Here is a 15,296-nt window from a genome sequence, read left to right as displayed (position 1 = left end):
TCCGCGCGCGCCGCCCGGGCAGCCGCAGGAGCATGCAAGCGGTGACAACCGGTCGAAACCGGTCAACACCTCAACGGGAACCGTCAGAAGCGGTCGGGCCGGTCCGACCGCTCGGGAAGCTCCGGACGTGCCCGGAGCTCCGGGAGCGCCACCGGCTCCGCCGGGTCCGAGCCGTCGCGCGGCACCGGCGCCCACGGCTCGGCCGACCGCTGCTCCGGCGCCAGCCCGAGGGCCGCGGCCAGACCGTCGGGCCCGCTGCCCGCCTTGCGGTAGACCGCGGCCAGCCGCCGGTTGACCAGGCTGAGCGGCAGCGCCAGCCGGTCCGCGATCCGCTGCGGCGGCACGCCCCGGACGGCCAGCTCGGCGACGTCCCACTCGGGCTGGCTGAGCGTCTCCCGCACGTCGCCCAGCCGGTTCGGCCGCAGGCCGTAGTTGGCCAGCTCGCGCCGCGCCCGGTCGACCAGCCCGTCCGCGGCGCAGTGCTGCGCCAGCTCGATGCCCTGGTACAGGTACTCCTGGGCGTCCTCCAGCCGGCCGACCCGGCGCAGCGCGGCCCCGAGGTCGACCAGCGCCACGGCGTGCTCGTAGCCGGCCGGCGACTGGCCGAGGTGGGCCACCGCCCGCTCCAGCAGCTCGACCGCCTGCTGGCCGTCCTCGATCTGGGCGTGCAGCCGCAGCGCCGTCCCGATCGCCGAGGCGGTGCCGAAGCGCTCCGCGTCGGCGACCGAGCGGCGGGCGTACTCGCGGGCCCGCTCCGGCTCGTCCTCGGCGAGCGCGATGGCCAGGTGCGCGGCCCAGGGCGCCCAGACGGTGTTGTGCCAGCCCCGGATGTCCAGCTGGGTGCCGGCCTCGGTGAGCGCCGCGGCCGCACCGGCGGGCCGGCCGACGGCGAGCAGCAGCTTGCCGTACAGCGAGGCGGCGTCCGGCAGCACCATCGCGGTGGCGTGGTACGGCGGGTGGAAGCCGAAGTCGAGGGCGAGCTCCCAGGCCTCCTGGCTGCGGCCGCGGGCGATCAGGGTGTCGATCAGTACGCCGACCGCGTCCCAGGCCAGCGGCAGCTTGGAGCCGATCCGCTCGGAGAGCCGCAGCGCGCGGCGCAGGAAGTCCTCGGCCTCGGCCAGCAGACCGCGCCGGAACCGGGCCAGGCCCATCAGGAAGTAGGCGAAGCCCCGGTGGGCACCCGACCAGCCCGCCACCTCGAACTGGACGATGGCGTCCGAGAACAGCCGCTCGGCCTGGGCGATCCGGTCGTTGTAGGTGTAGGAGAGGCCGAGCGTGGCGGGCAGCTCGAAGCCCCAGATGTTGTCGGTCCAGCCGAGCCCCTTGGGCAGCCGCCCGTTGTCCAGCACGTCGTCCGCGTGCCGCAGCACCTCGGCCGAGGGCGCGCCGCGCAGGGTGAGGTCCCAGGCCCGCAGCGCCAGCACCGCCCGGTCGGCGGCCTCGCGCCCGGTGAGGCTCTCGCACAGGGCACCCAGCCGGGCGGAGCGGGCCGGCCCGTCCTCCTCGGACTTGCGGAAGGCGTGCCACATGAACGACGCGGCCTCCAGACGCATCCGGCCCGCCGGGTCCCCGTAGGTCTGCTCGGCCTCCTGCTGGCAGACCAGGGCGGCCTGGCGCAGCTCGCCGCTGTGCGCCAGCACCTCGGAGAGCCGGAAGGTGGCGTCCACCCGGAGCGTGGGGCGCAGCGGTCCCTCCTCCGGGTCGAGCGCGAGCTTCAGCTGGTTGACGGTGGCGACCGGGTCGGTCAGCAGGGCCGAGCAGCCCAGCTCGTAGAGCACCTCGGCGCGGTCCTGGTCGTCCGGCGGTTCGGCGAGCGCGCGGTGCAGACAGCGCTGGGCGGCCTCGGGCGCGCCGATCAGCAGGTGTTCGGAGGCGGCCCGGCGGAGTTTGCGCACGGTGCGGTCGTCGCCCTCGCCCGCGAAGGTCTCCACCAGGTGGCGGGAGGCGGCGAGCAGGCCGAGCCCGGCGTTCTCGATCTCGGCGGCGGCCACGCCGTGCATCCCGGTCCGGGTGGCCTCGGGCATGGTGTTGTAGATCGAGCTGGCGATCAGCGGGTGGACGAATTCGAGGTTGCCGTTCGGCGTGGCGGTCAGGACGCGCTGCTTGCGCAGTTCCTTGACGGACTCGCGGGCGCCCTCGGTGGACTGGGCGGAGATCCGGGTGGCGAGGTCGGGCCGGATGTCGGTGCCGAGCATCGCGGCGGCCCAGGCGAACCGCAGGGTGGCGGCGCCGAGCCGGTCCAGCCAGGACTTGAGGGTCATCCCGGTGGCGTCGACGGCGAGTTCGCGGAGCTGGACCGAGTTCTCCTCGACCGGGTCGAGGTCCTGGTCGCGGACCTGGTCGAGCAGGGCGACGGCCTCGAACGGATTGCCGTTGACGACGTTCCAGAACTCGTAGCAGAAGGCGTCCTCGGCCCGGTCGCCCAGCTCGGCGCGGATGATGTCGGTGACGGCGACCAGCGAGAGCCGGCTCAGCTGGTGCCGGCGGGTGGCCAGGGAGGCGACGGCACGGTGGTGGTCCTGGGACTCCTGCTGCCAGTCGGCGGTGTCGTCGCGGTAGGCGAACACCAGCAGCACCGGCAGTTCGCGGGCCCGGACGGCGAACTGCGCCAGCCAGCCGAGGGATTCGAGGTCGGCCCAGTGCAGGTCGTCGACGAGCATCACCAGCGGGGCGCGGCGCGGGGCGAGCTGGGTGAGGACGAAGTCCAGGCCGTCCCGGACGCCCTGCGGGTCGAGGCGGCGGGCGCCCTTCTTGGGCTGCTTGAGGCCCATGGCCGGTCCGACGACCTCCTCCCAGGTGCCCATCACCTGGCGGAACTCGCCGGGGCCGAGGCTGCCGAGCACCGGCTGGAGGAGCTGGCGCAGCACGTGGTACGGCTCGTTGAACTGGCGCTCGCCGCCGCGGGCGAACAGCACGGTGGCGTTGGGGCGCAGCTTGGCGATCCGGCGGACCTCGTGCAGCAGGGTGGTCTTGCCGATGCCGGGCCGGCCGGAGAAGGTGAGGAGTTCGCCGATCTCGGTACCGCCGGCCGCGAAGTCACGGCAGAGTTTGTCCACCGCCGCCTCGGCGGAGCGGATTTCGGCGTCGCGGTCACGCAACCTGACCCGGTTGGGGGCGCCTTCCGCCTCCCGCGCGCCGGTCGTCGCCTCCGCTCGGAATTCGCTGTCCCGCTCGGTCACCGTCGCGCCTCCACCTCGCCGTTCCCTGCTCGTGGAGCCGAGAGTAGCGCCGCCGGGGGTGTGGTGGAGCGCATTCACGCAGGCGGGGGCCGAGATCGAGGGTTCGGCGGGCTTGCCGAGGGCAATTGCCCTATATCCCTAACGTCGGATCATTGCATCGGATACTCTACGGCCCGCACGCCGAGTTGATCATGTCGTGACAATCCGTCACCACCCGGCCGTGCAGCCCCAACTCCCCCACCGACAGCAGCAATACCTTAAGCGCCCCCACCCTCCGCAGCTCCGGGAGTCCGATGTCTGACGACACCTCACTTCAGATTCCGTTCCCGTACCGTCGCAGTGCCCACGGGCCGTACGCCACCGAACTGCACCGCGCCTGGCTCACCCGCCACCCGCTGCTGGCCGACCCGACCCACCCGTCGTACGCGCACTGGGAGGTCGTCGACCTCGCCGCCCTCGGCTACCCCGACGCCGGGCCGGACGAACTCGCCCTGGCCGCCGACCTGATGGGCTTCTACTTCCTCTTCGACGACCAGTTCGACGGCCCGCTCGGCCGCCGCCCCGCCGAGGTCGCCCCCATCTGCGACCGGCTGGTGGCCGTCCTGCACGGCGCCCGGCCGGACCGGGACTCCCCCGTGGAGACCGCGTTCGCCGACCTCTGGGAGCGCAGCGTCCAGGGCATGCCGGCGCGCTGGCAGGCGCGCGCCGCGTACAACTGGGAGTACTACCTGGCCAGTCACCCCGCGGAGGCGGCCGGCCGGATAAGCCCGCGCCCGCCCGACCGGGCCGGGTACCAGGTGCTGCGGCGCGGCACCGCCGCGATGGAGACCATCTTCGACATGGTCGAGCGGCTCGGCCACTTCGAGGTCCCGCCGGCCGTCCTGCACCACCCGGTGCTGCGTCAGATCCGCCAGCTCGCCGCCGACATCCCCTCCCTCACCAACGACGTCCGGTCGTTCCCGCTGGAGGCCCCGCGCGGCGACGTCAACAACCTGGTGATGATCGTCCAGCGGGAGCGGGACTGCTCGGCCGAGTCGGCCTGCGCGGTGGTGATGGCGGAGGCCCAGCTGATGGCCGAGCGCTGCCGCGAGCTGTACGAGCGGCTCCCCGACGTGTACCGGGAGCTGGGGCTGGCCCGGGTCGAGCGGATCGTCGCCCAGCGCTACGCCGACGGCCTGGTCACCTGGCTGGCCGGCTACCTGAGCTGGGAACGCCGCACCGGCCGCTACCAGGAGGCGTGAGGAGTACCCGCCCGCTCCGGCCGGTCCCTCCGAGGGGTACCCGCCCGCTCCGGCCGGTCCCCTCCGGCGCCGAGGAACAGGCGCCGGGGGCCGAAGCGCGGCGGCCGGAATGCGCCACCCTCCGTGGACGGGCGCCGTACGGACCGTGGCCGAACCGGCCGCCCGCCGGTTAGGGTGCTGCTCGGCGGGCGCCCCCGGAGCGGGGCACGCCCGACCCGCGTGTGTGTCCGTACCCTCCGCCGGGCCGCCCTGCACGGCCCGGCGCACCGCCCGGCCCACGCGCCGGTGCGGCGCCCCGACAGCGCGAGGAGGCACCAGAGCATGCCGGTCTACCAGCCCCCCGGACAGCCCGGATCCATCGTCGAGTACCGCCCCCGCTACGAGCACTGGATCGGCGGCCGATGGGCTCCGCCGGTCCTCGGCCAGTACTTCGAGAACCCCAGCCCGGTCACCGGCGAGGTCTTCACGGAGGTCGCCCGCGGCACCGCCGAGGACATCGAGGCCGCCCTCGACGCCGCCCACGCCGCCGCCCCGGCCTGGGGCCGCACCCCGCCCGCCGAACGCGCCCAGGTCCTGCTGCGGATCGCCGACCGGATCGAGCAGAACCTCGAACGGCTCGCCGTCGCGGAGAGCTGGGAGAACGGCAAGCCGGTCCGCGAGACCCTGGGCGCCGACCTGCCGCTCGCGGTCGACCACCTGCGCTACTTCGCCGGCGCGCTGCGCGCCCAGGAGGGCGGCCTCTCCCAGCTGGACGAGGACACGGTGGCGTACCACTTCCACGAGCCGCTGGGCGTGGTCGGCCAGATCATCCCGTGGAACTTCCCGATCCTGATGGCGGTCTGGAAGCTCGCCCCGGCCCTCGCGGCGGGCAACGCGGTCGTGCTGAAGCCCGCCGAGCAGACCCCGGCCTCCGTCCTGCTGCTGGTCGAACTGACCGCCGACCTGCTGCCGCCGGGCGTGCTCAACGTGGTCAACGGCTACGGCCTGGAGGCCGGCCGGCCGCTGGCCTCCAGCGACCGGATCCGGAAGATCGCCTTCACCGGCGAGACCACCACCGGCCGGCTGATCGCGCAGTACGCGAGCGGCAACCTCATCCCGGTCTCGCTGGAGCTGGGCGGCAAGAGCCCCAACCTGTTCTTCGCCGACGTCGCCGCCGAGCGGGACGCCTTCTACGACAAGACGGTCGAGGGCTTCGCGATGTTCGCCCTCAACCAGGGCGAGGTCTGCACCTGTCCGAGCCGGGCGCTGATCGAGTCCTCGATCTACGACCGGCTGCTCGCGGACGGCCTGGAGCGGGTCCGTTCGATGCGCCAGGGCAACCCGCTCGACACCGAGACCCAGGTCGGCGCGCAGGCCAGCGACGAGCAGCTGCGCAAGGTCCTCTCCTACATCGAGATCGGCCAGGCCGAGGGCGCCAAGGTGCTGGCCGGCGGCGAGCGGGCCGACCTCGGGGGCGCGCTGGCCGGCGGCTACTACGTGACGCCGACCGTCTTCGAGGGCGTCAACGGGATGCGGATCTTCCAGGAGGAGATCTTCGGCCCCGTCGTCGCGGTCACCCGCTTCGAGGACTTCGACGACGCGATAGCGCTCGCCAACGACACCCAGTTCGGCCTCGGCGCGGGCGTCTGGACCCGCAACGGCACCACCGCCCACCGGGCGGGCCGCGCCATCCAGGCGGGCCGGGTGTGGACCAACTGCTTCCACGCGTATCCGGCCCACGCGGCCTTCGGCGGCTACAAGAACTCGGGCATCGGCCGGGAGAACCACAAGGCCCTCCTGGAGCACTACCAGCAGACCAAGAACCTCCTGGTCAGCTACTCCCCGCAGGCCATGGGCCTGTTCTGACGCGACCGGCCCCCGCAGTGCCGGCGGGGCGCCGCCGACGGGGCCGGAAACGCGGAGTGGGAAGTCGGTCGGACCGACTTCCCACTCCGTACGCCACTCCCCGTGGCCCGGTCTCGGGGACCCCTGAGGGCAAATCACCCGTATCGGGATGTAAGCACATGAATCACCGGAAATCTCCGACGCGCCGCCGACATGCGCGGCGTGTCCCGTCCGACGCCCTAAACAGGAGTTCCCACCGCTTCGACTCCTGGGAGACCGGATGGCCATCGCCACCGCCAAACTGACCGACCCGACCGTGCGCGCCGCCGTCACCGCGATCAACGCGGGCGACCGGCAGGCCTTCGTGGACCTGCTGACCCCCGGCGCCACGATGTCCGACGACGGCTCCGACCGCGACCTCCAGGACTGGATCGACCGGGAGATCTTCACCGTGCGCGGCCACATGGAGGTCCGCTCCGAGTCCGACAGCGGCCGGGCCCTGGTCGCCGACTTCCGCAACGAGACCTGGGGCGAGATGCGCACGGCCTGGCGCTTCACCGTCGAGCACGGCCGGATCGACCGCTTCGAGACCGGCCAGGCCTGACCCCCGGCGCCCCGTCACCGGGGACGGCCGGGGCGGGTCAGGCCGCCCCGAGCGACTCCCGCACCGCCCGGATCAGCGCGCGGGAGCGGACGTCCCCGGTGACCCCGGGCTGCATGCCGTTGGTGACGTAGCCGAAGCCGATCCCGAGCCCGGGATCGGCGAAGCCCAGCGAACCGCCCCGGCCGGGGTGCCCGAAGCTGGCCGGCGAGGCCATCAGCGCGGTCGGGCTGTGCCGGAAGAAGCCCAGTCCGAAGGTCGAGTTGACGATCAGCACCCGGTCCGGGCCGCTCACCACCGGCCCGACCGCGCGGGCCAGCACCTCCGGGCCCAGCAGCGGCGGCAGCGTCCCGCCGCCGCCGCCGTAGCGGTCCGCCGCGCCGATCAGCGCCGCGTAGAACCGCGCCACCGAGCGCGCGGTGCCGATCCCGCCCGCGCCGGGGATCTCGGCGGCCTGCACCGCCGGGTCGTTGAGGTCCACCCCGGGGCGCACCGAGGCGAAGGCCCGCGCGGTCAGCGAGGAGGGGTCCTGGTAGGCGTCCCGGACCGACTGCTTGGGACGCAGCCGCAGGCCGCTCGGCCCGGTCCTGGCCGACGGCGGGGCGGGCAGGTCGACCAGCCGGCCGACCCGGGGCGCGGCGCCGGACGGCAGCCCGATCCACAGGTCCAGGCCGAGCGGCCGGGCGATCTCCTCGGCGAAGTACTGGCCGACGGTCCGTCCGGAGACCCGGCGCACCACCTCGCCGACCAGCCAGCCGAAGGTGTAGGGGTGGTAGCCGTGCGCGGTCCCCGGCTCCCAGGCGGGCCGCTGGGCGGCCACCGCGGCCGCCGCCCGCTCCCAGGTGAGCACGTCCTCCAGCCTCAGCGACACGTCCAGCGCGGGCACGCCCGCCTGGTGCGACAGCAGCCAGCGCACCGGCGCCCCGCCCTTGCCGGCCGCCGCGAACTCCGGCCAGTAGGAGGCGACCGGGGCGTCCAGGTCGAGCTGCCCCCGCTCGGCGAGCAGCAGCGCGGTGGTCGCCGTCAGGCCCTTGGTGACCGAGCGCAGCACCTGCGCGGTGTCGGCCGTCCACGGCACAGCCGGTGCGGGCCGGCCGCCCACCTCCGGCCGGGCGTCGCCGCCCCACAGGTCGACCACCTTCCGGCCCCGGACGTACAGCGCGAACGCCGCGCCGAGCTCGCCGTGGTCCCGGAAGTTGCGGGCGAAGGCCTCCCGCACCGGCTCGAAGCCCCCGGCCGTCTCGCCCCAGATCTCCACCACCGCGCGCCGTCCCCGTCCTCGTCGGTCGTTCGTACGTCCATCGTTCGTGTGTACGTTAATCGCCCGGAAACCCTAACCTGTCGGTCATGACCAATCCTGCCGAAGAGCTGCTGGACGTCGTCGACGAGCACGACCGGGTGATCGGGACCGAGACCCGCGGAGAGGTGTACCGGCGGGGGCTGCTGCACCGGTGCGTCTTCGTCCTGGTCCGCGACCCGGCCGGGCGGATCTTCGTCCACCGGCGCACCGACACCAAGCTGTTCGCCCCGGGCGCCCACGACATGTTCGTCGGCGGCGTGGTGGGCGCCGGCGAGACGTACGAGGAGGCCGCCGTCCGGGAGGCCGAGGAGGAACTGGGCGTGACCGGGATCGTCCCGCGCCCGCTGTTCCGCTTCGTCTTCCGGGGCGACGGCCTCGCCTGGTGGTCCGATGTGCACGAGGCCGAGTGGGACGGCCCGGTGGACCCGCAGGAGTCCGAGGTGGCCTGGCACGCCTGGCTGACCCCGGCCGAGCTGGCCGAACGCCTGGCCCGGGACGAGTTCGTCCCGGACGGCCGCGAGGCGTACCGCCGCTACCTGGAGCACCACCGGGCCTGACCGGGCCCGACCCGGCGCGGCCCGGGCCGATAGGGTGGCGCGCATGGCATCCCGCACGCCGTCGGCCCCCTCCTCCGCGCCCGCGCGCGGCGACCGTCCGGAGCGCACCGGGCGGTCCGCGCGGCCCGGCACACCCGAACCGGCGGGCGAGGCCGGCGGAGCCGACGAGGCGGGCGGGCCGGGCAAGGCGGGCGGGGCGGTCGAGGCTGCCGCGACAGGCAAAACGGTCGGGACAGGCAAGGCGGTCGGGACAGGCAAGGCCGGGCGGCCGCGCCGACGGCTGAGCGTCGACGAGCGGCGCGAGCAGCTGATCGCCGTCGCGCTGGAGCTGTTCAGCCACCGCCCGCCGGAGGAGGTGTCGATCGACGACATCGCCGCCGCCGCGGGCGCCTCCCGACCGCTGGTCTACCACTACTTCCCGGGCAAGCAGGCGATCTACGAGGAGTCGCTGCGGCGGGCCGGACGGGAGCTGGCCGCCCGGTTCGAGGAGCCCGCCGACGGCCCGCTGTCCGAGCGGCTGCACCGGGTGATGGGCCGCTACCTGGACTTCGTGCAGAGCCACGGCCCCGGCTTCGCCGCGCTGCTCCGCGGCGGCTCGGTGACCGCCAGCACCAACACCTCGGCGGTGATCGACGAGGTCCGGAGGGCCGCGCACGAGCAGATCCTCGGCCACCTGGCGCTCCCCTCCCCCAGCCCGGGACTGCGACTGACCGTCCGGGCCTGGATCGCCAACGCCGAGATCACCTCGCTGGAGTGGCTGGCCGACCGCTCGGTGCCGCTGGAGGAGCTGCAGCTGCACCTGGTGCAGGAGTTCGTCGCCTCGCTCACCCTGACCGCCGCCCGGGAACCCGCGCTCGCCGCCGAACTGGCCGGCTTCTTCGCCGGGGAGCGGCCGGACGGCCCGACCGGGCAGCTGGTCCGCGATCTCGCGGGCCTGCTGGCCGTCCCCGGCCTGGCCGACACCCTCGCCGTGCTGGCCGTCCCGCCGGCCCCGGAGGAGCCCCGGGCGCGGCTCTGAGCACGGGCCGCGCCGGGGACGGCCGGTTCTGCCGCATCGGCGGCCTCTGATAGGAATGTGCACGGATCCGACGGCGGCCCACCGGGCACCCTCGGGCCGGGATCCGCACCAGCGAACGCACAGCGAGCAGAGCGGGGGGCTCAACAGTTGACCCAGGACGGCCAGTTCAGCGCGGAGGCGACTCCCTTCGCGGCAGCGGAGCGGGTCTCCGCGACGCTCGGCAGCCTCACCGACGCCCTCTTCGACGCCCGCGCCTCGCGCCACCCCGCAGCCGTGCTGACGCAGTTGCGGACCGCCGCGCACCCGGCCGCCGAAGCCCTGTTCCAGCTGCCGCTGGCGCCCAACGGGCCGGTGCACACCGCCGTCGGACGGCTCGGCACCGTGGTCACCGCCGGCACCGCCCGCCCCGGCAGCGGCGCCGCGCTCGCCCCGCTGGCGATCGGCGGACTGCTGGCCCGCTACGGCGCCGCAGGTCCGGTCCGGGGCGCGGCGGGCGGCTCCCCGGAGGCCCTCACCGCCGGGCACTTCGACCTCCCGGTGACCGGCGAGCCCGCCGACCCGAAGCTCCGCCCCGCGTTCGCCGCACCGCTGGCCGCCCTCGCCGCCGGGCAGCAGACCCGGCAGCCGGTCGAACTGCCGACCGGCGCGGGCGCCGAGGTCCGGCTGGTCGTCCCGCCCGGCTTCCACGCCCTCACCGCGCCCGGCGGCCCGCCCGGGGTCTCCGCCCGCACCGTGTCCGCCGGCTTCGTCGACGGCATCCCGGCCGGCCTCGGGATCGCCCCGGCCACCGGCGCGGCCGCCGCCGAGCTGACGGCCCACCTGGCCGAGACCGCCGAGGAGCTGTTCAGCGGCACCGCCCCGGCCGACCGCCGCGAGTTCGCGCTGATCGCCGCAGCCCTGGCCGATGTCGTCACCTCCTCCGGCGCGGTCTACGCGGGCGTCGCGGCGGTCCAGGTGGACGGCAGGGCGGCCGACGCGACGCTGGTCGTCTCGCTGGCCCGCCACCCGCTGCCGATCACCGGCCTGGCCACCGAACTCGCCACCGTGCGACGGCACGCCGAGGTGTGGACGGTGCTGCTGCCCGCCGGGCCGGCGGCCGTCCTGGTCGAGGGCCGCAGTGTGCCCGTCCCGGGCCCGCTGGCCGCCGACGGGGTGCGCCGCTGGGCGGTCACCTCGGTGGTCGAGGCGTTCGTCCCGCTGCCGGACGGCGCCTCGGTGCTCTGCGTCCAGCTGACCACCGCGCAGCCGCAGGACTGGGAGCTGTACACGGACGTCTTCGCCGAGCTGCTGAAGTCCGTGCAGTTCGGCTGGGACGGCGTCCCCGCCGCTCCGGCCGCCCCGCTGCCCGCCGTTCCGCCCGCCGCCACCGTGCTGCTCGTCCCGGTCGCCGAACCGACGCCCGCCGCGCCCCCGTTGCCCGCCGCGCCCCCGACGGCGCCTCCCGCCGCCGAGGACGGGGCCGCCGAACTCCCGGTGCACCTGCGCGGCACCCCGGTCCGCGTCCCCCCGGCCGACTTCAACCCCTTCGCCCCGGTCGCCGACCCGACCCCGGCTCAGCCGATCCTGATCCCCGAGGACGCGCCCGCCGCACCGGCCGCGCCCAAGGGCACGCCCGTGATGGTGCCCCCGCCGGACTTCGACCCCTTCGGCATCCTCGGTGCCCCGGCCGCCGCGCCCGCCACCGAGACCCCCGCCGAAGCCCCGGAGCCGCTCAAGGGCACGCCCGTCACGGTGCCGCCCCCGGACTTCGACCCCTTCGGCATCCTCGGCACCCCCGCCGCCGCGCCCGCCACCGAAACCCCGGCCGCCGCGCCCCGGCCCGTGGCCGCCGCCGACCCCTTCGGTACGGTGACCGCCGCCGAGCGGGCCGCCGACCCGTTCGGCACGACCGTGCCCGGCCCGCAGTCCGTCCCGCCGCCGCCGACCGCCCCGCCGAGCGTCCCGGCGCCGGAGCGCGACCCCTTCGGCTGAGCCCGCGCGGCACCCCGGACGCTCGCACCCCGGCCGTCCGAACCCCGGCCGTCGGCACCTCCGGCCCGCCCCGCGCGCGGCCGCCCGCACCGCCCCTCCACCGGCGGGCCGGGCGGCCGCGCGCGTCGTCCGTCATGCCCACGACCACCAACTGGTACAGACCTATTGCCAGTTGCCGGTCCGCTCCCTACCCTCGGCACAGGATCCTCCGTGGCACCCCGACGGCCCGAGGACCGGTTCCGCGCCGCCCCCATGGCCCGGAGCACACAGCTCCACGCACCTGACACCTCCCCACGGGTAACGGGGCGTCCGGGCCTGCCCCGGGACCCCAGGACAGGAGCCACATCCATGCGCAGACGTCGGATCAGCCTGCCGCTACTGGCAGCCGGGACCCTGCTCGTCCCGGTCCTCGCCGCCGCTCTCCCCGCCACCATGGCCAGCGCCGCGGCCGAGCGCGCCACCGCCTCGGCCGCCGAGGCCGCCGCCGGGTCCGTCACCGCGGCCTTCGCCAAGGGCAGCGACTGGAGCACCGGCTACGAGGGCAGTTACACCGTCACCAACGGCTCCAGCGCCCCGGTCAACGGCTGGACCCTGGAGTTCGACCTCCCGACCGGCAACACCGTGGCCGGCCTCTGGAACGCCAGCTACACCACCTCGGCCTCCCACGTCACGGTGAAGAACCCCGGCTGGGCCGCGACCCTGCCGGCCGGCGGCACCTACAACGTCGGCTTCAACATCGCCTACTCCGGCAGCTACCAGCCGCTGAAGAACTGCAAGATCAACGGCCAGCCGTGCGACGGCAGCGGCGGCGACCAGACCGCGCCGACCGTCCCCGGCAGCCTCAGGACCGGCACCGTCACCCAGACCTCGGTCGACCTGTCCTGGACCGCCAGCACCGACAACGTGGCCGTCACCGGCTACGACGTCTTCCAGGGCGGCACCAAGGTGGCCACCGCCGACGGCGCCACCACCGGCGTCACCGTGCAGGGCCTGACCGCGGGCACCGCCTACCAGTTCACCGTCCAGGCCTTCGACGCGGCGGGCAACCGCTCCGCGGCGGCCGGACCGGTGAGCGCCACCACGAGTCCCCCGGTCGAGGACCACGAGGCGCCCAGCACGCCGGGCACCCCCGCCGTGACCGGCTCGGACGCCAACTCCGTCTCGCTGAGCTGGACCCCGAGCACCGACAACGTCGGCGTCACCGCCTACGACGTGTACAACGGCACCGCGCTGGCGGTGACCGTGACGTCCCCCGCCGCGACCGTCGGCAACCTGGCGCCGGACACCTCCTACACCTTCACCGTCAAGGCCCGCGACGCGGCCGGCAACGTCTCGCCCGCCTCCGGTCCGGTGACCGGGAAGACCAAGCCCGGCGGCAGCAACCCGGCCGCGATGAAGATCGGCTACTTCACCCAGTGGAGCATCTACGCCCGCGGCTACAGCGTGAAGCAGCTCGACACCTCGGGCTCGGCGGGCCGGCTCACCACGCTCAACTACGCCTTCGCCAACATCCACCCGAGCACCAAGCAGTGCTTCATCACCAACAAGGCGGCCGGGCCGGACAACGACCCGAACGCGGGCGACGGCGCCGGTGACGCCTGGGCCGACTTCGGCAAGGGCTGGGACGCGGGCAGCTCGGTGGCCGGGACCACCGACACCTGGGACCAGAAGCTGGCCGGCAACTTCAACCAGCTGAAGCAGCTCAAGGCCAAGTACCCCAACCTCAAGATCCAGATCTCGCTGGGCGGTTGGTCGTACAGCAAGTGGTTCTCCGACGCGGCGGCCACCGACGCCTCCCGCAAGGCGCTGGTCAGCTCCTGCATCGACATGTACATCAAGGGCAACCTGCCGGTGATCGACGGCCGCGGCGGCGCGGGCAGCGCGGCGGGCATCTTCGAGGGCATCGACCTCGACTGGGAGTGGCCGAACTCCGACGGGCACACCGGGAACATCTTCCGGCCCGCCGACAAGGCCAACTACACCCTGCTGGCCCAGGAGTTCCGCCGCCAGCTGGACGCCCTCGGCGCCACCACCGGCAAGCACTACACGCTGAGCGCCTTCCTCCCGGCCGACCCGGCGAAGGTCACCGCCGGCATCGACGTCCCCGGCCTGTTCGCCGCCTTCGACTTCGCCACCATCCAGGGCTACGACTACCACGGCGGCTGGGAGATGGTCACCAACCAGCAGTCCGCGATCAAGGTCGCGGCGGGCGACCCGAACCCGCCGGCCCGGCAGTTCAGCTCCGAGGTCGCGATCGGCGCGTACGTCTCCGGCGGCGCCCCGAAGAGCAAGCTCACGCTGGGCATCCCGTTCTACGGCCGAGGCTGGACCGGCGTCCCGCGCGGCACCACCAACGGCCTCTTCCAGACCGCGACGGGCCCCGGCCCGGGCACCTACGAGGCCGGCTTCGAGGACTACAAGAAGCTCAAGCAGATGGCCACCGGCGGTGGTTACACCATCTACCGGGACCCGGTCGCCGGGTACGCCTACATCTACAACGGCTCGGTGTTCTACTCCTACGACGACCCGACCGAGATCGCCCGCAAGACCGCCTGGATCAAGTCCCAGGGGCTGGCCGGCGCGATGATCTGGGCCTTCGACGGTGACACACCGAACGGCGAGCTGATGGCCGCGGTGGACAACGGCCTCAAGTAGCCCCGTCCGTCCACCACCCGACCGTCACCACCTGACCGTGACAGCCCGACCGTCACACCCCGGCCCGCCCCGTCCCACCGCCTCCCACGCTTTGCAAAGTGCGGACTCTGCAAAGTGCGGGAGAGCTGCGGGCGGGGCGGGCCCGCTCAACGCGCGCGGCGGGCCAGGTGCACGACGTCGGGCACCCCCCGGGCGACCTCGATCTCGTGGGTGACCACGTCGGAGAAGCCGGCCGCCCGCAGCTCCTCCTCGAAGGCCGGCGACGGCCGGGCGCTCCAGACCGCCAGCACCCCGCCCGGCTCCAGCCGGTGGCGCAGCACCGCCAGTCCGTCCGCGCCGTACAGCCCGGCGTTGCCGTCGGTGACGGTCCAGTCCGGCCCGTTGTCGATGTCCAGGCACAGCGCGTCGTAGCGGGCGCCGTCGGCCCCGGCCAGGTACTCCAGCAGGTCGGTGTGCAGCACCTCGACCCGCTCGTCCTCCAGCGCCCCGGCCGAGAACGCGGCCAGCGGTCCACTGCGGTGCCAGTCGATGATGGCGCTCTCGCGCTCCACGACCGCGATCCGGCCCCAGCGCGGTTCGGCCGCCGCGTGCGCCAGCGAGAACCCCACCCCGAGCCCGCCGATCAGCACGGACGGCCGCGCCACCGGCCCGGTCCGGTCGAGCTCCTCCAGCGCCACCCCGATCAGCAGCCGCTCGGAGCGCCCGTCGGCGGTGTCCATCAGGAAGCAGCCGTTGGCGATGATCTCGTAGTCCCGCCCGCGCCGGCGCAGCGCCACTTCCCCGAACGGACCCTCGCGCCGGTCCAGCGTGACGACGGCGGCGGAACCGTCCCGTTCGGGCAGCGCGCTGTACATGCGGCGGGTTCCTCCGCGGAGTCGGGGGCACGGACGCGCGGGACGGCCTCCGAGGGCCGGACCACCCGCCCGACGATAACCCAGCCGGCCCCGGCG

The 15,296-nt window shown here is 74.5% G+C and carries 10 protein-coding genes; 7 read left to right on the top strand and 3 right to left on the bottom strand.

Annotated features, from left to right (window positions below; translation table 11 throughout):
- Positions 1-83: 83 nt before the first annotated feature.
- Entirely contained in the window at positions 84-3,179 is a 3,096-nt protein-coding gene (locus OG715_RS34655; protein WP_266273320.1) for an ATP-binding protein, read from the bottom strand.
- Between the two features lie 293 nt (positions 3,180-3,472).
- Here OG715_RS34655 and OG715_RS34650 point away from each other — a divergent pair, with 293 nt between their 5' ends.
- From OG715_RS34650 to OG715_RS34640, 3 genes are all read left to right on the top strand, one after another.
- Positions 3,473-4,420, top strand: coding sequence for a terpene synthase family protein (locus OG715_RS34650; RefSeq protein ID WP_051742927.1), 948 nt, complete (start codon positions 3,473-3,475; stop codon positions 4,418-4,420).
- A 321-nt stretch (positions 4,421-4,741) separates the two neighbouring features.
- Positions 4,742-6,265, top strand: coding sequence for an acetaldehyde dehydrogenase ExaC (exaC, locus tag OG715_RS34645; protein ID WP_266273321.1), 1,524 nt, complete (start codon positions 4,742-4,744; stop codon positions 6,263-6,265).
- Positions 6,266-6,524: 259 nt separating this feature from the next.
- The gene (locus OG715_RS34640; protein ID WP_266273322.1) at positions 6,525-6,848 is read left to right on the top strand and encodes a nuclear transport factor 2 family protein; all 324 of its coding nucleotides are present in this window, start codon (positions 6,525-6,527) and stop codon (positions 6,846-6,848) included.
- 37 nt (positions 6,849-6,885) lie between these two features.
- Here the strand turns inward: OG715_RS34640 and OG715_RS34635 are convergent, their stop codons facing one another.
- Positions 6,886-8,106 carry a serine hydrolase domain-containing protein gene (locus OG715_RS34635; protein ID WP_266273323.1) on the bottom strand — a complete coding sequence of 407 codons (1,221 nt, stop codon included), beginning with the start codon at positions 8,104-8,106 and terminating at the stop codon, positions 6,886-6,888.
- An 86-nt stretch (positions 8,107-8,192) separates the two neighbouring features.
- Between OG715_RS34635 and OG715_RS34630 the strand changes: the two genes are divergently transcribed.
- The 4 genes from OG715_RS34630 (at position 8,193) to OG715_RS34615 (ending at position 14,346) form a co-directional block, all read left to right on the top strand.
- Positions 8,193-8,702, top strand: coding sequence for an NUDIX hydrolase (locus tag OG715_RS34630; RefSeq protein WP_266273324.1), 510 nt, complete (start codon positions 8,193-8,195; stop codon positions 8,700-8,702).
- Between the two features lie 280 nt (positions 8,703-8,982).
- Positions 8,983-9,720 (top strand): TetR/AcrR family transcriptional regulator, encoded by a 738-nt coding sequence (locus OG715_RS34625; RefSeq protein ID WP_266274597.1) that lies wholly within the window; start codon positions 8,983-8,985, stop codon positions 9,718-9,720.
- 147 nt (positions 9,721-9,867) lie between these two features.
- Positions 9,868-11,691 carry a hypothetical protein gene (locus OG715_RS34620; RefSeq protein WP_266273325.1) on the top strand — a complete coding sequence of 608 codons (1,824 nt, stop codon included), beginning with the start codon at positions 9,868-9,870 and terminating at the stop codon, positions 11,689-11,691.
- 348 nt (positions 11,692-12,039) lie between these two features.
- Positions 12,040-14,346 (top strand): glycoside hydrolase family 18 chitinase, encoded by a 2,307-nt coding sequence (locus OG715_RS34615; RefSeq protein ID WP_266273326.1) that lies wholly within the window; start codon positions 12,040-12,042, stop codon positions 14,344-14,346.
- Between the two features lie 146 nt (positions 14,347-14,492).
- On the opposite strand, the gene OG715_RS34610 is transcribed toward OG715_RS34615, so the two are convergent.
- Entirely contained in the window at positions 14,493-15,200 is a 708-nt protein-coding gene (locus OG715_RS34610; protein WP_266273327.1) for a spermidine synthase family protein, read from the bottom strand.
- Positions 15,201-15,296 lie beyond the last annotated feature (96 nt).

Source organism: Kitasatospora purpeofusca, assembly GCF_036010405.1.
Taxonomy (GTDB): domain Bacteria; phylum Actinomycetota; class Actinomycetes; order Streptomycetales; family Streptomycetaceae; genus Kitasatospora; species Kitasatospora purpeofusca.
Note: the sequence above shows the minus strand (reverse complement) of the source record. Positions and strands in the feature narration are given on the sequence as shown.